The sequence below is a fragment of the Parabacteroides vesiculifaciens genome (assembly GCF_049860805.1).
In the GTDB taxonomy this organism is placed as follows: domain Bacteria; phylum Bacteroidota; class Bacteroidia; order Bacteroidales; family Tannerellaceae; genus Parabacteroides.
Genome location: NZ_CP187555.1, coordinates 984,547 through 1,005,248 on the forward strand (window position 1 = coordinate 984,547; position 20,702 = coordinate 1,005,248).

The 20,702-nt window shown below is 46.3% G+C and carries 14 protein-coding genes; 10 read left to right on the forward strand and 4 right to left on the reverse strand.

Going from position 1 to position 20,702, the window contains the following annotated elements:
- Positions 1-2 precede the first annotated feature (2 nt).
- Entirely contained in the window at positions 3-1,082 is a 1,080-nt protein-coding gene (locus ACPYIV_RS03900; protein ID WP_425885635.1) for an aldose epimerase family protein, read from the reverse strand.
- A gap of 189 nt (positions 1,083-1,271) precedes the next feature.
- On the opposite strand from ACPYIV_RS03900, the gene ACPYIV_RS03905 reads away from it, so the two are divergent.
- Together ACPYIV_RS03905 and ACPYIV_RS03910 are read left to right on the forward strand one after the other, a co-directional pair.
- Positions 1,272-3,224 (forward strand): alpha-L-arabinofuranosidase C-terminal domain-containing protein, encoded by a 1,953-nt coding sequence (locus tag ACPYIV_RS03905; RefSeq protein WP_425885637.1) that lies wholly within the window; start codon positions 1,272-1,274, stop codon positions 3,222-3,224.
- A complete protein-coding gene (locus ACPYIV_RS03910) occupies positions 3,221-5,164 on the forward strand; it encodes a glycoside hydrolase family 97 catalytic domain-containing protein (RefSeq protein WP_425885639.1) in 1,944 nt (647 codons plus the stop codon). The genes ACPYIV_RS03905 and ACPYIV_RS03910 overlap by 4 nt, the downstream gene beginning before the upstream one ends.
- On the opposite strand, the gene ACPYIV_RS03915 is transcribed toward ACPYIV_RS03910, so the two are convergent.
- The 3 genes from ACPYIV_RS03915 to ACPYIV_RS03925 form a co-directional block, all read right to left on the reverse strand.
- The gene (locus ACPYIV_RS03915) at positions 5,145-5,492 is read right to left on the reverse strand and encodes a helix-turn-helix domain-containing protein (RefSeq protein WP_425885641.1); all 348 of its coding nucleotides are present in this window, start codon (positions 5,490-5,492) and stop codon (positions 5,145-5,147) included. The two genes, ACPYIV_RS03910 and ACPYIV_RS03915, sit on opposite strands and share 20 nt — an antisense overlap.
- 134 nt (positions 5,493-5,626) lie before the next feature.
- Positions 5,627-6,577 carry a methylenetetrahydrofolate reductase [NAD(P)H] gene (gene metF, locus ACPYIV_RS03920; RefSeq protein ID WP_293740715.1) on the reverse strand — a complete coding sequence of 317 codons (951 nt, stop codon included), beginning with the start codon at positions 6,575-6,577 and terminating at the stop codon, positions 5,627-5,629.
- Positions 6,578-7,323: 746 nt separating this feature from the next.
- Positions 7,324-8,877 carry an ATP-binding protein gene (locus tag ACPYIV_RS03925; protein WP_301704576.1) on the reverse strand — a complete coding sequence of 518 codons (1,554 nt, stop codon included), beginning with the start codon at positions 8,875-8,877 and terminating at the stop codon, positions 7,324-7,326.
- A 383-nt stretch (positions 8,878-9,260) separates the two neighbouring features.
- Between ACPYIV_RS03925 and ACPYIV_RS03930 the strand changes: the two genes are divergently transcribed.
- The 8 genes from ACPYIV_RS03930 to ACPYIV_RS03965 all read left to right on the forward strand — a co-directional run bounded on the left by ACPYIV_RS03930 (position 9,261) and on the right by ACPYIV_RS03965 (position 20,657).
- A complete protein-coding gene (locus ACPYIV_RS03930) occupies positions 9,261-9,632 on the forward strand; it encodes a LytTR family DNA-binding domain-containing protein (protein ID WP_293732999.1) in 372 nt (123 codons plus the stop codon).
- The gene (locus ACPYIV_RS03935; RefSeq protein WP_425886494.1) at positions 9,632-10,486 is read left to right on the forward strand and encodes a phosphodiester glycosidase family protein; all 855 of its coding nucleotides are present in this window, start codon (positions 9,632-9,634) and stop codon (positions 10,484-10,486) included. The genes ACPYIV_RS03930 and ACPYIV_RS03935 overlap by 1 nt, the downstream gene beginning before the upstream one ends.
- Before the next feature lie 115 nt (positions 10,487-10,601).
- Positions 10,602-11,678 carry a hypothetical protein gene (locus ACPYIV_RS03940; RefSeq protein WP_425885644.1) on the forward strand — a complete coding sequence of 359 codons (1,077 nt, stop codon included), beginning with the start codon at positions 10,602-10,604 and terminating at the stop codon, positions 11,676-11,678.
- Positions 11,679-11,709: 31 nt separating this feature from the next.
- On the forward strand, positions 11,710-13,812 hold the full coding sequence (locus tag ACPYIV_RS03945) for a hypothetical protein (RefSeq protein WP_425885646.1): 2,103 nt from the start codon (positions 11,710-11,712) through the stop codon (positions 13,810-13,812).
- A gap of 68 nt (positions 13,813-13,880) precedes the next feature.
- Positions 13,881-14,900, forward strand: coding sequence for a branched-chain amino acid aminotransferase (locus tag ACPYIV_RS03950; protein WP_293740719.1), 1,020 nt, complete (start codon positions 13,881-13,883; stop codon positions 14,898-14,900).
- Positions 14,901-15,058: 158 nt separating this feature from the next.
- Positions 15,059-16,237 (forward strand): ATP-binding protein, encoded by a 1,179-nt coding sequence (locus ACPYIV_RS03955; protein ID WP_293740720.1) that lies wholly within the window; start codon positions 15,059-15,061, stop codon positions 16,235-16,237.
- A gap of 30 nt (positions 16,238-16,267) precedes the next feature.
- Positions 16,268-19,816: a pyruvate:ferredoxin (flavodoxin) oxidoreductase gene (gene nifJ / locus ACPYIV_RS03960; RefSeq protein WP_425885649.1), complete on the forward strand. Its 3,549-nt coding sequence runs from the start codon at positions 16,268-16,270 to the stop codon at positions 19,814-19,816.
- A gap of 169 nt (positions 19,817-19,985) precedes the next feature.
- Positions 19,986-20,657 carry an MIP family channel protein gene (locus ACPYIV_RS03965; RefSeq protein WP_293733006.1) on the forward strand — a complete coding sequence of 224 codons (672 nt, stop codon included), beginning with the start codon at positions 19,986-19,988 and terminating at the stop codon, positions 20,655-20,657.
- Positions 20,658-20,702 lie beyond the last annotated feature (45 nt).

Consider the following 20,702-nt stretch of genomic DNA (forward strand, 5'->3'; position numbering starts at 1 on the left):
GTTTATTCTACTGTGAATTTGTAGATTGTTTTGCTCTGGAAAACTTCGTCCGGACGCAGAACAGTGGAAGGATATTCCGGTTTGTTCGGGCTGTCGGGATAATGTTGTGTTTCCAGACAGAGAGCGGCACGTGCCGGATAGCGTTGTCCGTTCTTTCCGACGAAATTGCCGGTCATCCAGTTACCCGTGTATAATTGCACACCCGGCTGTGTCGTGTAGCATTCCATTACAATGCCGGTTTTAGGAGATACGCAACGGGCGCAGAGCGACAGTTCGTTTTCTTCTTTCTTATTTAGTATATATGTATGGTCATAACCTTTTCCGAAATTCAGCGCTTCAAAATCTTCATCGATGCGTTCGCCTACTTCGTGCGGAGTACGGAAGTCCATCGGAGTTCCTTCCACTTTTTCTTTCGGGCCATAAGGAATGGCTGTTTCGTCTGTCGGCAGGTAATAATCTGCATTGATTGTCAGTTTGTGATCATATACGGAAGGATCACCCTGGCCGGAGAGGTTGAAGTAGGAATGGTTGGTCAGGTTCAGTACGGTCGGTTTGTCCGTTACCGCATGGTACATGATTACGACCTCATTGTCGTCGGAAAGATGGTAGGTCACTGTCGTATCCAATTTTCCTGGGAAACCTTCTTCACCGTCGGCAGCCGTATATTTCAGTTCCACCGTCTGGCCGTCGATCCTGTTCAGGTCCCAGACAACGGAATTGAAGCCTTTCAATCCGCCATGCAGGCTGTTAGGCCCGTTGTTGATAGCCAGTTTGTCATACACAACACCGTCCAATGTGAATTTTCCGCCTGCGATACGGTTTCCATATCGTCCGCAGATAGCCCCGAAATAGGGTTCTTCGGAAACCAGGTATTCGTCTATGGAATTGTGTCCTGTTACTACGTCGGTTAACTTTCCGGACCGATCCGGTACCATAAGCGATACAATCTTTGCACCGTAGTTGGTGATGGTAAGTTCTGCTCCTTTGTTATTTGTAAGGATGCATAGCATCGTCTCCTTGCCGTCTATTTGCTTGCTGAAATTAGCTACAGTTAAGCCAGACAGCGTGCTTTCGTTCTTCATGTAAATATAGTTTCAAAATTGTGTGTAAAATTACTCTCTTCTTTGTATTCATGCACTACTTTAAAGATGTTTTATAGCATAAAACGTTTTTTTGTCTACTAAAATGAACGATTTGTCTCCCTTGGATCAAGATTATTAGTGTATATTTGCAACTAAATAATCTTAGTATTCACAGAAAAACACATATCTATGACAAAAAGTATGAAAAAAGCCATTAGCCTGTGTCTATTTAGCATGGGGGCCGTCAGTTTAATGGCACAAAGCAATGAGTTTAAGGTAGATGTTCGGAAAACAGGTGCACCTATCCAGTCTACTATGTACGGGATCTTTTTTGAGGATATCAATTTCGGTGCAGATGGCGGTCTGTATGCCGAACTTATCAAGAACCGTTCTTTCGAGTTTGAAAATCCTTTCGTGGGTTGGACGCCTTTTGGCAGTGTCAGTGTGCAGACTAAAAATCCCTGTTTCGACCGTAATCCCCATTATGTCCGTCTTTCCTATGAAAAGGAGTTGACTGGAACCGGCCTTGACAATGAAGGTTTCAAGGGAATCGGCATCCGGGAAGGGGAGAAGTACGACTTTTCTTTGTATGCCCGTACCCAGTCCGGTGCACCGGTCAAGTTGCGTATAAACCTGGTGAACAGCCAGAACGACCTGTACGAGGAAAAAGAGATCGAGGTGAGTGGCAAGGAATGGAAGAAATACACGGTAGTCCTGACCCCGGGGGCGACGGAGGCCCGTTCCCGCCTGCGTATCACGATGGCCACGAAAGGAACCGTCGATCTCGAACATATCTCCCTGTTCCCGCAGAAGACGTTTAACAACCGTCCGAACGGTATGCGTGCCGACCTGGCGCAGGCATTGAAAGACCTGAAACCGGGTGTCTTCCGTTTTCCCGGCGGTTGCATTGTGGAGGGAACGAATAAGGCCACACGCTACCAGTGGAAAAACACGATCGGGCCGGTCGAGAACCGTCCGATCAATATAAACCGTTGGAACTATACGTTCTCTTATAAAAAATTCCCGGATTATTATCAGTCTTACGGCCTGGGCTTTTTCGAATATTTCCAGTTGAGCGAAGATATCGGTGCGGAACCGCTTCCCGTACTGAACTGCGGCCTTTCGTGCCAATATGAGAACCAGGACCCGAACGAGAATTGCCCCGTGGACAAGTTGCAACCTTATATAGACGACGCCCTCGACCTGATCGAGTTTGCCAACGGTCCGGCAACCAGCAAATGGGGAAAGATACGTGCCGATATGGGACATCCGGCTCCTTTCAACCTGAAACTCATTGCCATCGGCAATGAACAGTGGGGACCACTTTACCCCGAACGTCTCGAACCGTTTGTCAAAGCGATCCGTGCCAAATATCCGGAGGTAAAGATTATCGGTAGTTCCGGCCCACAGTCGGAAGGAGAGGATTTCGATTACCTCTGGCCGGAAATGAAAAGATTGAAAGTGGATTTGGTGGATGAGCACTTCTACCGTTCCCCCGAATGGTTCCTGAATGGCGCCAAACGCTATGATTCGTACGATCGCCAGGGACCGAAGGTGTTTGCCGGCGAATACGCCTGCCATCCAGCCAACCGTGAGAACAGTTTCCTGACCGCCTTGTGCGAAGCCGCCTTTATGACTGGTTTCGAGCGGAATGCGGATGTGGTGCACCTGTGCACGTATGCCCCGCTTTTCTCCCATGTGGATGCTTGGCAGTGGCGTCCGGATCTGATCTGGTTCGACAATCTTTCGTTGGTAAAGACCCCGAACTATTATGTGCAGCAGCTTTACGGTCATAATGCCGGTACGAACGTCGTTCCGCTGACCATGCAGGACGAACCGGTTACCGGGCAACAGGATTTGTATGCTACCGCGGCGGTCGATAAGCAAACGAACGAACTGATCATCAAGGTTGCCAACACCGGAATCCGTAACAAACGGATCAAATTGAACTTGAACGGCCTTCCTGACGGTAAGCATAAAGGAACACTTACACTGCTCCATTCTTCCGACTTGGAAGCTAAAAACACCTTGTGCGATCCTTCGGCGGTAGTTCCGGTCGTTTTCGATATCGAGATGGAAGCCCCGCAAGCAGAAGTAACCTTGAAACCGCTTAGTTTCTCAGTTTATCGTATCAAGTTATGAGATATTATTTGATAACACTGGCCTTGTCACTGACCGTTTCCGTGCTACCGGCACAGGAGCTTTCGGTGACAGGCCCGGACCAGCACCTGAAAGTCCGGGTTTCGTTGAAAGACGGAAAACCGGTCTACCGGGTTAGCTATAAAGACAAAACAATGTTGGAGGATTCCCCTCTGGGACTTGTTTCGAACGTCGGAGATTTTAGTCAGGGCTTGACGTATGTGGAGCATAAGGAAGGCCGGATAGACAAGAACTATTTACAGAACCGCATCAAACAGTCGAATATCCGCTATCAGGCAAACGAACTGACCTGTACGTTCGCCAATCCGGATAAGCAGAAAATAGATGTCGTTTTCCGTGTCAGCAATAACGATATTGCTTTTCGTTATGTGATGCCGCGTTACGGGGAAACCGGCAGTTGTGTGGTGGGGAAAGAAACCACCGGGTTCGATTTCCCTTCTTATACGACTACCTTTCTGACTCCTCAAAGCGATGCTATGATCGGTTGGAAACGGACGAAACCGAGCTACGAGGAGGAATACAAGGCGGATGCGGCCATGCACGAACGCTCGCAATACGGTCATGGTTATACCTTCCCCTGCCTGTTCCGTGTCGGCGAAGATGGCTGGGTGCTTGTCAGCGAGACGGGTGTCGACAGCCATTACTGTGGTTCGCACTTGAGCGATGCCACGGCAGGCGGCCTGTACACCGTCGCTTACCCTATGCCGGAAGAAAACAATGGTAACGGGACGGTTGCTCCCGGCCTGGCCCTTCCAGGCTGTACCCCGTGGCGTACGTTAACCGTTGGCGAAACATTGAAACCGATTGTCGAAACGACCGTTCCCTGGGATGTGGTGGAACCTCTCTACGAGACGGAGCACGACTACCGTTTCGGGCGGGGTACGTGGAGCTGGATTCTCTGGCAGGACGGAAGCATCAATTATGACGATCAGGTGAAATATGTCGATCTGGCCGCTGCTATGGGATATGAATATGTCCTGATCGATAACTGGTGGGATACGAACATCGGGCGTGCCCGTATGAAATCGCTTGTCGAGTATGCGCATAGCAAGCAGGTGGATGTATTCCTGTGGTACAGTTCCAGCGGTTACTGGAACGATATCGAACAGGGACCGGTCAACTGCATGGATAACCCTATCGTCCGTAAACGGGAGATGAAATGGCTCCGCAGCTTGGGCGTGAAAGGTATCAAAGTCGATTTCTTCGGTGGAGACAAGCAGGAGACGATGCGTCTGTACGAAGCGATCCTGAGCGATGCGGACGACAACGGCTTGATGGTAATCTTCCACGGCTGCACCCTTCCCCGTGGCTGGGAGCGTATGTATCCGAATTATGTCGGGAGCGAAGCCGTCCTGGCATCCGAGAATTTGATCTTCAACCAGCATTTTGACGATAACGAAGCTTTTAATGCCTGCCTGCATCCATTTATCCGCAATGCGGTCGGCTGCATGGAGTTTGGCGGTGTCTTGCTGAACAAGCGGCATAACCGGACAAACGACGGCGGTACGGTCCGCAAAACAACCGACATTTTCCAGTTGGCAACGGCCGTCCTGTTCCAGAACCCGATCCAGAACTTTGCCCTTACCCCGAATAACCTGACGGATGTCCCCGCTTTCGAAATCGATTTTCTCAAGCAGGTTCCGACCACTTGGGACGAAACTCGTTTCATCGACGGTTACCCCGGCAAATATTGCGTCCTGGCACGCCGGCACGGGGATAAATGGTATATCGCAGGTGTCAATGCTGGCAAAGAACCTTTGAAACTTAAAGTCTCCCTCCCGATGGTCGCCGGAAAGAAAGTAACTGTCTACGACGATGATAAAAAACGTAATCCCCGTGTGTTGGAAACCGTAGTAAAAGCTCATGGGGAAATGCAGTTGGTTATCCAACCGGAAGGAGGCGTTATTGTTGCAACCCGCTGATATAGTTTGTCGGACTCATGCCTTTTACTTTCTGGAACTGCCGGTTGAAGTTGCTTAAGGACTGGAATCCGCATTTGAATGCTATTTCCGATATGGTGTGATCTGTCGCGAATAATAATTTGCATACATTGTCTATACGTACTTTATTGATAAATTCGAATAAAGTCATGCCGCAGGATATTTTGAATGCCCTGCATAATGCGGAAGAAGTAATTCCAGATGCTTTAGCAACTTCATCGACAGAGAGGGGTCTGGCATATTGGCTGTAGATGTAGCGCACCGCCTTGCCTACCGGCGATGAAGGTGGTGCGCACAGGTTTTTTCCCATGCTGGCCACCGGATAATCAGGAGTTTTCCGGTGTGGGTAATTTTAGGAAAATCAGTATGCTGCTTACTTTTGTTGACCTATGGCTAAATATGAATAGAACTGAAAAAGTGAGAGTTATTGTCTGTTTTTTCAGTTTAATATACCTCTTTTGCCACCTTGTAAACGCTATCCGATGCCATCATCGTATAGAAATGCAGACTCGGAACACCACGTGCGATCAGGTCTTTGCATTGCTGGATGCACCATTCGACGCCAACGGCTTTAGCTTCATCGTCCGTCTTGCATTTGCGAAGTTCCGCTGCGAACGGTTCGGGAATATCAGAGCGGAATATCTTAGGCAGCACGGTGAGTTGGTTCCTGAATACGATCGGCTTGATACCCGGAATGATCGGGACCGTAATACCTTCCGCCCGGCATCGGTCTACGAATGAGTAATATTTCTCGTTGTCGAAAAACATCTGTGTCACCAGATAGTCCGCCCCGTTCTTTACTTTCTCTTTCAGATAAAAAATATCCGATTCCATATTGGGGGCTTCTTCATGCTTTTCCGGATAGCAAGCCATTCCGTAGGAGAATGGGGTTTCATTGGCTTCGAAAACTGATCCGTCGACGGCGATCCCTTTGTTGAAGTCGTTCACTTGCTGCTGGAGGTCGGTTGCATGTTCGTGGTACATGTCCGTTTTTTGTCCGGCTTCCAGTGTTTTTACATCTCCACGGAGCAACAACAGGTCATAAACACCTAAAAAGTTCAGGTCGATCAGTGCATATTCCGTTTCATCCTTTGTAAATCCCTTGCATATAATATGAGGAACAGCCGTTATGCCATATTTATTCTGGATGGCCGAAGCGATGGCGACCGATCCGGGACGTTTGCGGATGTTGACTTTCTGGAAACTGCCATCCGGCAAAGTCTTATAGATATATTCGCTGTGATGGGATGTTATATTAATGTATTTAGGATCAAACTCGATCAGTTTGTCTATGACATTATATACCTTCTGTATGCTGTTTCCTTTCAACGGAGGAAGTATTTCAAATGAGAAAGCAGTGCTCTTGCTGCTGTTGATCAGATCGATTACTTTCATATTATTTTCTTTATTTGGGCGGACAAATGTACATAAAAAACAGTTATGTTTGTCACTTTGCCTTGTTTATTCGAATATTTCCCTAAATTCCGTGTTGCTCAACTTGCCGATCCGGTTTTCTCTGCTGGCGACGATCATGTCTGCCGATACCCTCACTTCCCTTGTAGAAATGTTTTCTGAAATAGTTAAGTAAGCAAAACGATTGTTTTTCTGTTATCTTGATTTGTTTTGGATGATTTTTATGACGCGCGTTTCTTCGGCTTTTCTTGTTCGAGGCAGGAAATGATGCAGCTTAAGGTAACCTTGTCGAAATCATTTAGATGATTTTAAAAATTAATTGGATGGTTTGGTTAAAACATTCAGATGATAAGGGCGAACCATACAGATGAAAATAGAATTTCATTTAGATGATTTTTGGGAACTTGCTGGAATAGGATGAAAAACGACCGGTAAGATCGTGTAAGCGAGATCAAAAAGGTGCTTTTAGGAGCTGGAAGCATTGGGCAAGCTCTTCTTTTTGAATTGATATTTCGAGTATTTTTTTCTGCTTTTAGCGTCTTTATTATCGGTAAATTTTATTTTTTGTGTTTGTGAAGTTTTTGGAGTAACGAGAAAGAGATCAAAATGTCAGTCTTAAACTCTTTCTCTTTGTCGTATTTACAATTGTCAAGGCAATCGTCTGTATGTAAGCGAATCTCGGCATGGAAAATATGACAAATCGACAAAATGTCCAATATGCTGATTGTTCATGTTGTTTGAATTATCCACGTGTCGATATTCCGTGTCTCGTTGTTGAAATTGACCCCTATCCTGAACAGCGTCCTTGTGTCGGTAGCGAAAGGCAAAGCGTATTGCTTGTCCTCGATCTGTTGCAGTGCCTCTTCCGCCGTACCGTTCAGTTTGAACTCCATAATATAGATGTAGCGGTCGGTCTGCAGCACCAGGTCGATGCGTCCGCGCGAAGTATGGTATTCTGTTTTTACATAGAACCCAACCAGTTTGAAGACGATGAACAAGACGTTCTGGTAGTGTACTTCCAGATTGCGAATCAATTCGTAGGGAGTGTCGGCAAAGAAACTTTGCAGGCGGATGAAGAAAGCCTCCGCATCACCAGATTCAATCTCCTTTACGAAATGGATGATTTGGAAAGGTGAATCTGTTTCCTTGATGGAGGTATAATAGGGTAGCAAATAATTGATAAACCCTTCTTCTACCTCCAGGTTGGGAAAACCTAATGTATAAGTCTTGAAGCGGGAATCATACTCTTTAATCGTCAGATAGCCGCTTTGGTAAATGACCGGAATGGGATTGCGCGAGACGATGTCGATGCTGTTCAGCACATCCGCATTTGTTTGTGTATGCGCCATATCATATAGATTGTAATCCGTCCTTTTGAGCAGTTCGACTAAATAGGAGGGTGTGCCTGTTTCGAACCAATAGTCGCTGAGCTTTTTCTTGGCAAATGTGTTCAACAGGCTGAACGGATTATACATACCGATTGAATTTTCAACGAAATGATAGCCATCATACCGTTTTTTCAATTCAAGGCACATCTCCTCATAGCTGACCTTTTGCCGGGACGCCAACCCTTGTAGTTCTTTTTCGAGATAAGTATGGATCTCTTCCTCCGTAATGCCACATATCTCGACATACCGGTCGTCCATCGAAATGTCCATCAGGTTGTTCAGATCGCTGAACACGCTCACCTTCCCGAACTTCGTCACGCCTGTCAGCAGTGCGAATTTGATACAACCGTCCATCGTCTTCAGAACGCCGTAGAAAGGCTTCAGCATATTTCTCAGTTCCGTTTGCATCGCTTCGTCGTGCAGGTTCTGTAGCAAAGGTTTGTCATACTCGTCTACCAGGATGACCACGCGCTGCCCTGTCTTTTCGCAGGCCCGCTGGATGATGCCTGCAAAACGCAAGGCGAGGCTCCGTTCGGCCGGATCTGCCCCATACAGGTTTTCCCAGGCGACTAAATTGCGGTTCAATATATCCTCCAAGTCCTTTTGTGAGCTATATTGCGAGATGTTCAGGTCCAGATGCAAGATCGGGTATTTCACCCAATCTTTTTCCAACCGTTCCATCGCCAACCCCTCGAACAGTTCTTTTTTACCTTGAAAATAAGCTTCCAGGGTTGATAGTAGCAATGATTTGCCGAAGCGTCGCGGACGGCTCAGGAAATAATAGCTTCCCGTCTTTGCCATTTGGTGGATCAACGCGGTCTTGTCTATGTAAAGATATCCCTCTTTGCGTATCTTTTCGAAATTCTGTATGCCTATAGGATAAAGTGTTTCCATAATGCCTTTTTGTTGCTTCTTCACAAAGATACGATATAATCTGCAATTTGCATCTATCGTTCCTGTTATTTTTGCCGTTTTTGAAGGGGTAAATGAATGTTAAAATAGACAATATCTCCCTTTAAAATGCGATTTTGGGTTAATATCTTGATCGATAGTGAGGTGTAGGAATCTTATGTCTGTTAAAAAATATTACCCTTGCGTGTAATTTGAATTAAATGGGGTATAAAATCGAAATAGATGCAGTAGTAATTTCGATTTGGACCAATGGGGTTTGAGGCATATAATACAATAAGGTGGAAACGGCACAATATGTCCGGCCGGATGTTTTTGCATTTGTTGTGGAATGATTACTTTTGCGGAGTGTCAAAAAGGAAGTGAAGGTGAAGAAGTCTCCTATTATCATAAGTACGGTGAATGAGTTGGTCAGAGTCTACCCGGAACGGATTGTATATATATGTTCTGACGGGAATTACTCGACGATGGTGTTGCACGACGAGACCGAGCAGGTGTTTTCGTTCAACTTGTCTCATTTCCAGCAAATCATCGAAAGGCAGATGAAAGAGGAGGCCGCTTTGTTTATTCGGATCGGGAAAAGCTTGATCATCAATCGGGAATACATATATAAGATCCATATAGGCAAACAGTTGCTGGTATTGGCGGATATGAAAATAGAACATGCCTTTATGCTTTCTGCATCGAAAGAGGCGTTGAGGCAATTGAAACAATTGTTGGAAAACGAAATAGAATCGTGATGAAACGGAATGAAGAAGATGAAATACAGGTATTAGGGACTTCTCCTCGTAAGTGTAGAAGCAGTAAAAAGCTTTGGATCGGGGGATTGGTTTTGTGTGCGGTGTTTTTGGCAGGGTATTCGGTCTGGTTTCTTACTGGCGTGGAGACAGAGTGTGCCGTAGAAGAAGCAACGCCGGAGATGGAGCGATCGGTGGTTTCCCTCGTTGATTCATTGTCGCGCGAAACTCCATCGGTGGCTCTTTTTGTCGATTCGATCAATGATGTGAAGATGCAGATTTATGCCTTGAACGGCTTGTCGGCCGGACTTTCTTTCGATATGCCGGACCAGGGCGACACGGCGGTCTTTCTGGTTGTGCAGGCGGCAGATATTCGTCGGGACAATGGCGGAATTGTGGGTGATTTTGTCCTTCGTGGCGAGCAGTTGGCGCGTGGGAAGCGGAAGAGCGGTTATTGTGCCGTTTTAGGCGGGCAGGTCGTGTTGGGACTTGAAACGGGCGATGAAATGTTAGACCGTTGTGTGCGGCAGAAGGGAGATTTCTTCCGGCAATATCCGTTGGTCATGAACGGTGAGATACAGGAAAACCAATTGAAAGGGAAGGCGCTTCGCAGGGCTTTGGCGCGCCAAGCCGGCAGGCTCTATTTTGTAGCGTCGTGCAACCGGGAGTCAATATATGACTTTGCGGAGGCATTGGCCGACTTGGGGTTCTCGGAGGCTCTTTATCTGGTCGGCGGGAGTTCTTATGGCTGGTGGCGCGAGGAGGGCAAGAAGGTGCATGAATTGGGCCGGCAGGAAACCGAGGCTTTGAGCCTTAACTTGAACTATCTCGTGTTCCGCCGTCCGGAATCCCATTAAAACAAGCCATTTTACACAGCCAAAGTTATATTTTATACAAAAGAAAACAGGGTTTTCCTTGGGGTAAAAGAACGTTTGTAGTTTTGTGCGTATAAATCAATAGAGTAAAAGGTATATGTACAAAACGCAACGAAAAATCTTATTGTCATACCTGCTAATTCCTTTCTTGCTGGCAGGATGCGACACAAAGCAGGGAGAAGAAACAAAACGTGTCCAGGCGGCTGCTCATACGGAGTGTAATGCGGTGTATTATTGGAAAACGACTTATAACCTGTCGGATGGCGAGAAGGTATTCTTACAGAAACACCGTGTCGGGAGGATGTATATCCGCTTCTTTGATGTCGTGATGGATGTCAATCCGATGACATCGGGATTGGATGCCGTCCCGAATGCCACAATCCGTTTCCAGGAACAGCCCGATTCTACGCTTGAAATAGTCCCGACGGTTTATATCACGCTCGAAGCCTTGAAATTGATGAAAGATGCTGAGGATGAATATGCATCCAAAATAGTAAATCGTGTTTTTGCCATGATAAATGCCAATCATGTTAAAAATGTCAAGGAGGTCCAGCTGGATTGCGACTGGACGAAAAGCACGGAAGAGAGTTATTTCTGTTTGTGCCGGGAGGTCAGAGAAAAGTTTCACCACTGGTCTGTCGACGTGAGTGCGACTATCCGCTTGCATCAATTGTGGCAGAATGAACCTCCTGTCGATCGGGGAGTGCTGATGCTTTATAATACCGGGAATATACGGAGCAGCAAGGTGGAGAATTCGATCTTGTCTCGTGAGGATGTCCGGCCTTATCTTCGGGGGGTATTGTATGGGTTGCATTTGGACTTTGCATACCCTACGTTTGGTTGGGGTGTCTGGTTTCGGGAAAATGAGTTTCAGGCGATCCTTGATTGGAAAAAACTCTCCGATTATTCACAGTCCCGTTTGTTTCGGCAAAAGGGCGGTTCCGACTATGTCGTGGTTGAAGATTTTTACGATTATGTGATTTCTGCTTCGTTTAAAAAAAATGATCGGATCCGTATCGAAAAACCATCCTTCCGTGAAATTATGTATGTCAAAAATCTGGTGAATCGGGAATGGGGTAAAACACCTCATAGTTGCATTCTTTACCATTTGGATTCGTTAAACCTTTCTGATTATTCTACGAATGAAATCGAAGCTATTTTTTGTACTGATTAGTGTTGTGCCTTTTTTCTTGTCGCAGTCCGTTATGGCGTGTTATTCGCCCTATTACCCTCCATCTTGCTATTTGACTTATCGGGTGGATGATGCAACTGAAATAGCTGAGACAGAGCAAAACTGCCTTTTGTGGCAACAACTGACCGATGCGAGTATTCCGGTTGAAGATATCCGCAAGGTTATTTATGAATGGAAATATGAGAAAGTGGAATATATGGTTGATATATTCGGGAAGGCCGACTATTATTGTTCGGGTGAAAACAAATTCTCGGATTGGATCTTCTTTCATAACGATCGGGAAATCGTCGAGTGTATTTTTATTGCCAAACAATGCGAACGTCTCAGGAATATATGTCATAAAGATCCTTGGTATTACTCGTGGGAGGAGGATGAAGTCAAGACCTCTTTGTCTCGTCTGGCGGAGCGGGCGCAGGCGTATGCCGGTCACCGGCTGAAGGACCGCTACACGTTGCAGGCTGTCCGGGCTTTGTTTTCGATTGGCTGTTATGATGATTGCATCCGGTTGTGGAACAGTCGGCAGGATTCCTTGCCCGACGGATTGATTAAGAATATGACATTGCCTTATATCGCCGGTTGTTATTACCGGATGGGCGATGAGGAGAAAGCGGTTTCCTTGTATGCGGCTTGTGGCGATGTCAACTCCCTGTACCATTGTTTGGATTATCGTGTGCAGGGTCTGGATGAAGTGGAGCGGATGCGGTTGGTCCGTTCTTATAACCCTCGTTATACGGACTTTTTCCCGACCGTCAGTGAGGTGATCGGCAAGGTGGAAAAGGAGGAAAGCTTCTGGTTGAGCGATGTAAATGCTGGAGGAAGGGCCGAAAGGAACGGTATTTATATAGATTCGCTTTGGGTACCGCTTGCCGGATTATATGATCTTTCTTTGGAACTGGCGAACGACAGGCATACGGCCAATCGGGGTGGCTGGTATTATACGGCAGCTTATTTGGCAGACAAACTAAGGAGGCCGGAAGAAGCTTTGCGGTATATCCGGCAGGCAGGTTTGCAAAGGAATAGCGAGGATATGCAGGAATCCGTTCAAGTGCTGGACATCTATCTGTCTGCCAAATATGCACCGGATATGCGAAGCTATGAAACGCGTTTGAAACAGGATTTGAAGAAAATGGAAGTGCTGGTTGAGAAGCATTTGACACCGGATGTGGTAGAGGAGGCGGAGTATTTTGGATATTACAGCTTGATTGGCGGGTATAGTTTGTATTATTGGAACGATATGTTGCGCAAGTGGCTTCTCTCTGTCGTCGCTCCCCGTTATCTGGAAGAGGGGGATCCGGTGCGTGCCATTCAGATGACCAATGTGGCGGACCACTTGTTGTATCAGAAGATCCGGGAGAAAAAAATGTCGGATTGCCAGATCGATCTGTTGCGCAAAAGCAGCCGGTTGGACAATCCGTATGATTATAAGAATCATCTTTTTGATTTGTTGGATACGGTTGATGTCCGCCATGTGGTTGCTTATGCAGACCGTTTGCGACACGCTCAATCGGAGTTTGACCATTATTTGAATAGTCATGGATATTCGGAGTTGGCTTATTTTTATGACATCATCGGGACGAAATACCTGTTCCAGTCCGATTATGCAAAGGCGGTGGCCTATTTGGAGAAAGTGCCGTTGTCTTTTCAATATACCCTGAATACATTCAAAGGGAATTACATGAGACGGGATCCGTTTCAGCCGGAAACTTGCGTGGCAGACCGGTCGGATTATAAATTGAACTTCGCACGGGAAATGGAACTGCTTTACAAGCAAATCCGATGTCCGGCTGATAACAACCGAAGTGCACAGGCACGGATCCGTTATGCGATAGGCCTGCGTAATTCTTTTGAATCGTGCTGGGCCTTGACCCAGTATTCTAAATCGTGTTGTGATGACGAGCGCATCGCCCAAAAGAAAAAGAGTGTGAATGAGGAATGCGACAAACGGATCAGGGAGGCGTTGGCGATGTTTACCGATCCGGAATCGGTCGCGCGTGCTTATTGGTTGCTGGGATATTATAAAAAGGTAGTAAGCGATTATCCGAATACGGGAATAGCCGAATTTGCCCGTACACATTGCGACAACTTGCAGGATTATTTTCCTGTGAGGATTAAATGAGTAACGGTTGCCGTTTTTCATTTTTTATTAATACCTTTGCCTGTCAGTAATCTAATTTGAAATAAGATATGGAAAATATTAATTGGTCTGATCTGTCATTCGGTTATATGAAGACAGACTATAATGTACGGTGTTATTATCGGGATGGTAAATGGGGCGAACTGGAAGTAAGTTCTTCCGAGATCATCAATATTCATATGGCTGCCACATGTTTGCATTATGGACAGGAGTCGTTTGAAGGATTGAAGGCGTTCAAGGGGAAAGACGGTAAGATACGTGTGTTCCGTATGGATGAGAACGGTAAACGTATGCAATCTTCCAGTCGTGGTATCAAAATGGCCGAGTTGCCCGTTGAGAAGTTCGAGGAAGCTATCCGTAAGGTCGTAAAACTGAACGAACGTTTTGTTCCGCCTTATGAAAGCGGGGCTGCTCTATATATCCGTCCGCTGATGATCGGCCTGGGTGCCCAGGTAGGAGTGAAGCCTGCTCCCGAATATATGTTCATGGTGTTTGTGACGCCGGTCGGACCGTACTTCAAAGGTGGTTTTAAACCTTCCAAGGTATGTATCATGCGCGATTACGACCGTGCTGCTCCTCAGGGAACCGGTACGATAAAAGTCGGCGGTAACTATGCCGCCAGCCTCGTTGCGGGCGAAAAGGCTCATGAGTTGGGCTACGCCGCTGTTTTGTATCTGGATCCGAAAGAAAAGAAATATTTGGACGAATGCGGTCCGGCCAATTTCTTCGGAATCCGCGGTAACAGCTATATCACTCCGCAGTCTCACTCTATTTTACCTTCTATCACAAACAAGAGTTTGCAACAGTTGGCTGCCGATATGGGCCTGACTGTGGAACGCCGTCCGGTTCCGGTTGAAGAAATCGCTACGTTCGACGAAGCTGCCGAATGCGGGACAGCCGCAGTTATCGCTCCGATCTCACAGATCGACGACCTGGACATCAATAAGTCCTATGTGATTGCAAAAGACGGCAAACCGGGTCCTGTTTGTGAAAAACTATACAATAAACTGCGTGCTATCCAGTATGGTGATGAACCCGACACCTACGGATGGATAACGGTAATCGAGTAATTCGAATCTTTTAAAGTTGGCAATTGTAAAGGCGAATTGAAACATTTGATATGACAACTGCCAACTTTAAATTATCAACTATAAATAAAATTGCTATCTCGGTGTTGCAAAATATAGAATATTTTCTAACTTTGCCACCGATATAGCAATAAATATAGGTGGAAGCATTCTTTAAAACACATAAATACCTGGTAGAACACTTGTATTCGCCGGTTCGCAGAGGACTGATGGATGAGATCGACTGGAATGACCGGCTGATCGGCATTAAGGGTTCTCGCGGAGTGGGAAAGACGACTTTTCTGCTGGATTATGCCCGCGAGCATTTTGGTGCGGATAATAAGGAGTGTCTTTACATTAATCTGAATCATTTTTATTTCACGGAACGTACGTTGGTCGATTTTGCTTCTGAGTTCAGGGCAAAAGGGGGAAAAGTGTTGCTGATCGATCAAGTGTTCAAATATTCGGGATGGTCAAAGGAACTCCGCTATTGTTACGATAACTTCACCGACTTGAAGATCATTTTCTCCGGTTCGTCCGTTATGCGGTTGAAAGAAGAAAATCCCGATTTGTCGGGTAAGGTGGTTTCGTATAATCTGCGAGGTTTTTCATTCCGGGAGTTTTTTAATCTGATGTCCGGGAACAGTTTTCCGGCTTATACATTTGAAGAAATATTGGTGGGCCATCAGGAGATTGCGAAAGGCATCTGCTCGGTGGGGAAACCGATGGCATACTTTCAGGACTATCTGCATCATGGTTTCTATCCGTTCTTCCTTGAGAAACGCAATTTCTCGGAGAACCTGTTGAAAACCATGAATATGATGTTGGAAGTAGACGTGTTATACATAAAACAAATCGAACAAAGCTATCTGCCAAAACTGCGCAAGCTGCTTTACCTGTTGGCGACGAGTGCTCCTTGTACGCCCAATGTAAGCCAGTTGAGCAAAGATATAGAGACTTCGCGGGCTACCGTGATGAACTATATCAAATACCTGGCCGATGCCCGTTTGATGAACATGCTTTATCCGGTGGGAGAGTCGTTCCCCAAGAAACCGTCTAAAGTGTATATGTACAATTCCAATCTGATGTATCCCATCCGGCCGATGGAAGTGAATATGCAGTCTGTCCGCGAATCGTTCTTTTATAACCAGCTTTTGAAGGACAATAGATTGAATGAGGGCGGGAAGAACGCGCATTTCTTGGTCAATGGGATGTATAACTTCAGGATTGAAGAAAACATGAAAGTGAAGAACAATCCTGATTTGTATTACGCAATCGATAAGGTCGAAGTAGGAGAGGACAACATGATCCCGCTTTGGCTTTTTGGTTTTTTATATTGAAATCTTTTTAAATACTAATAGTAAGAGTCTATGACAAAACAGAAGAAATTTTTAACCTGTGATGGTAACCAGGCTGCTGCACATATCTCCTATATGTTCAGTGAAGTTGCTGCGATTTACCCCATCACTCCGTCATCTACAATGGCAGAATATGTAGATGAATGGGCTGCTGCCGGACGTAAGAATATTTTCGGCGAAACTGTAATGGTGCAGGAAATGCAATCTGAAGGTGGTGCTGCCGGTGCAGTTCACGGTTCGTTGCAGGCTGGTGCACTGACTACGACTTACACGGCTTCTCAGGGTCTGTTGCTGATGATCCCGAACATGTACAAGATCGCAGGTGAATTGCTGCCTTGCGTATTCCATGTATCTGCTCGTACATTGGCATCTCATGCACTGTGTATCTTCGGTGACCATCAGGATGTAATGTCTGCCCGTCAGACAGGTTTCGCCATGTTGGCCGAAGGTTCCGTACAGGAAGTGATGGATTTGGCAGGTGTTGCACACTTGGCTACAATCAAATCCCGCGTTCCGTTTATGAACTTCTTCGACGGCTTCCGTACATCTCACGAAATCCAGAAGATCGAAGCATTGGAAAATGACGACCTGGCTCCGCTGATCGACCAGAAGGCTTTGGCTGAATTCCGCGCACGTGCCTTGAACCCGAAAACTCCGGTTGCACGCGGTATGGCTGAAAACCCTGACCACTTCTTCCAGCACAGAGAATCAAGCAACTCTTACTATGATGCAGTTCCTGCTATCGTAGAAGAATATATGAACGAAATCTCCAAGATCACAGGGCGTAAATACGGTTTGTTCGATTACTACGGAGCTGAAGATGCAGAACGCGTAATCATTGCGATGGGTTCTGTTACGGAAGCTGCACGCGAAGCTATCGACTACCTGACAGCTAAGGGTGAAAAAGTAGGTTTGGTTTCCGTTCACCTGTATCGTCCGTTCTCGGCTAAACACTTCCTGGCAGCTGTTCCTAAGACTGCTAAGCGTATTGCTGTTTTGGACCGTACAAAAGAACCGGGTGCAGTAGGCGAACCTCTGTATCTGGATGTAAAAGATTGTTTCTATGGCCAGGAAGATGCTCCGGTTATCGTAGGCGGCCGTTATGGTTTGGGTTCTAAGGATACGACTCCTGCCCAGATCCTTTCCGTATATGAAAACCTGGCATTGCCGATGCCGAAGAACCAGTTCACGATCGGTATCGTAGATGACGTAACATTCACATCCCTGCCCCAGAAAGAAGAGATCGCATTGGGTGGCGAAGGTATGTTCGAAGCTAAGTTCTACGGTTTGGGTGCAGACGGTACTGTCGGTGCCAACAAGAACTCTGTTAAGATCATCGGTGACAATACAAATAAATATTGCCAGGCTTATTTCTCTTACGACTCTAAGAAATCCGGCGGTTTCACTTGTTCTCACCTGCGTTTCGGTGATCATCCGATCCGTTCTACTTATTTGGTAAACACACCGAATTTCGTAGCTTGCCACGTTCAGGCTTACCTGCGTATGTACGATGTGACTCGCGGTTTGCGTGAGAACGGTACATTCTTGCTGAACACTGTATGGAATGGCGAAGAGCTGGCAAAACATTTGCCTAACCGCGTAAAACGTTATTTCGCTCAGAAAAATATTACAGTTTATTATATCAACGCTACACAGATCGCTTTGGAAATTGGTTTGGGTAACCGTACCAATACAATCTTGCAGTCTGCATTCTTCCGTATCACAGGCGTAATTCCTGTTGATCTGGCTATCGAACAGATGAAGAAATTCATCGTGAAGTCTTATGGCAAGAAGGGTGAAGATGTTGTAAACAAGAACTATGCAGCTGTTGACCGTGGTGGCGAATACAACCAGTTGACTGTTGATCCTGCATGGGCTAACCTGCCGGATGATGAAGAGGTTGTAAACAACGATCCTGCATTCATCAACGAAGTGGTTCGTCCTATCAATGCACAGGATGGCGACCTGTTGAAGGTTTCTGCTTTCAAGGGTATCGAAGACGGTACATGGCATCAGGGCACTGCAAAATATGAAAAACGTGGTGTTGCTGCATTTGTTCCGGTTTGGAATGAAGCAAACTGTATCCAGTGTAACCAGTGTGCTTATGTTTGTCCTCACGCTTCCATTCGTCCGTTCGTTCTGAATGACGAAGAACAGAAGGGTGCAAACTTCCCGATGTTGGATGTGAAAGCTCCGGCTACAATGAAGGGTATGAAGTTCCGTATGCAGGTTGATGTTCTCGACTGTCTGGGTTGCGGTAACTGTGCCGATATCTGTCCGGGATTCAAGGGCAACAAGGCGTTGTCTATGGCTCCGCTGGAAGGCCAGTTGGCTGAAGCTGACAACTGGACGTACTGTGTGGCTAACGTAAGCTCTAAGCAGAGCCTGGTAGACATCAAGTCTAATGTGAAGAATTCTCAGTTCGCAACTCCGTTGTTCGAATTCTCCGGCGCTTGCTCCGGTTGTGGTGAAACTCCGTACGTAAAACTGATTTCCCAGTTGTTCGGTGATCGTGAAATGGTCGCTAACGCTACGGGATGTTCTTCCATCTATTCAGGTTCCGTTCCTTCTACTCCGTATACGACGAACGAAAAGGGCGAAGGTCCTGCATGGGCTAACTCTCTGTTCGAAGACTTCTGTGAATTCGGTCTGGGTATGGAACTGGCAAACGAAAAGATGCGTGCACGTATCCAGGCGGCTATGGAAGCTGCTGTCGCTTATGAAGGCACTCCGGCTGAATACAAAGAAGCATTCACTGCATGGATCGAAAATCAGAATGATGCCGATAAGACAAAAGAACTGGCTGCACAGATCATTCCGATGGTTGAAGCTGCCAAGGATAAATGTCCGAATTGCGCTACTATCGCCGAATTGTCTCACTTCCTGGTAAAACGTTCACAGTGGATCATCGGTGGTGACGGTGCTTCTTACGATATCGGTTACGGTGGTCTGGATCATGTAATTGCTTCTGGCAAGAACGTAAACATTCTGGTTCTGGATACTGAAGTTTATTCTAACACAGGTGGCCAGTCTTCTAAGGCTACTCCGGTCGGTGCAATCGCCAAGTTTGCCGCAGCCGGTAAGAGAGTCCGCAAGAAAGACTTGGGTATGATGGCTACAACTTACGGTTATGTTTATGTTGCTCAGATCGCTATGGGTGCTGATCAGGCTCAGACCTTGAAGGCTATCCGCGAAGCTGAAGCTTATGACGGTCCTTCTTTGATTATCGCTTATGCTCCTTGTATCAACCACGGTTTGAAGAAGGGTATGGGCAAATCTCAGGCTGAAGAAAAAGAAGCTGTTGCATGTGGTTACTGGCACTTGTGGCGCTACAATCCTGCTTTGGAAGCTGAAGGCAAGAACCCGTTCACATTGGATTCCAAAGAACCGGATTGGAGTAAGTTCCAGGACTTCCTGAAAGGTGAAGTTCGTTTCGCATCTGTTGCAAAACAGTATCCGGCTGAAGCTGCTGAGTTGTTTGCTGCTGCAGAAGAAAACGCTAAGTGGCGTCTGCGTAGCTACAAACGTATGGCTGCTGAAAACTGGGGTGTAGAAGAATAACAGGCTGTATATTCAGGTGTTGAATATAGTCTTTGAATAAAAAACGGAATTTTCGAAAGAGAATTCCGTTTTTTTTGTGGCATTTGAAATAATAAACCATACATTTGTTGTTAAAAATTAAAAAGATAGATCTAACAGTTCTAATAGTATAAATTAAAAAGTTATTATCATGAAAAAGTATTTGGCAGAAATGGTCGGAACGATGGTTCTGGTATTAATGGGTTGCGGAAGCGCGATTTTTAATGGTGGTTGCGGCACTCCCGCCCAAGTGTTGATGGTAGCGGTAGCATTCGGGTTGTCGGTGGTAGCGATGGCTTACACGATCGGAGGTATTTCCGGTTGCCATATCAATCCTGCTATTACGTTGGGATGTATGCTTTCGGGACGGATGAAGAGCAAAGAAGGGCTGATGTATATGTTGTTTCAGGTGATGGGCGCCCTGATCGGATCTACGGTTTTATGTGTATTGACTTCCAATATAGAAATGGATTATGCGACGACAACAGGAGCAAACGCATGTGCTCCGGGTGTAGGTATTGCTGGAGGGTTGATAGCCGAGATTGTCTTTACCTTTGTGTTCGTATTAGTTGTTTTAGGTACTACGGACGCGAAGAAAGGCGCTGGCAATTTCGCCGGTTTGGCAATCGGCCTGTCTCTTGTTCTGGTACATATCGTTTGTATTCCAATTACCGGGACATCCGTGAATCCGGCTCGTAGCATCGCACCGGCTTTGTTTGCTGGCGGAGAGGCCCTGTCTCAATTGTGGCTGTTTATCGTAGCTCCGTTTATCGGTGCAGCTTTGTCCGCCGGCGTATGGAAGATGGTCGGCTCGGAAGAATAAGCTTAGGCATTCGGAAATAGAAAGGGGAGCGTGTCAAGAGTTAAT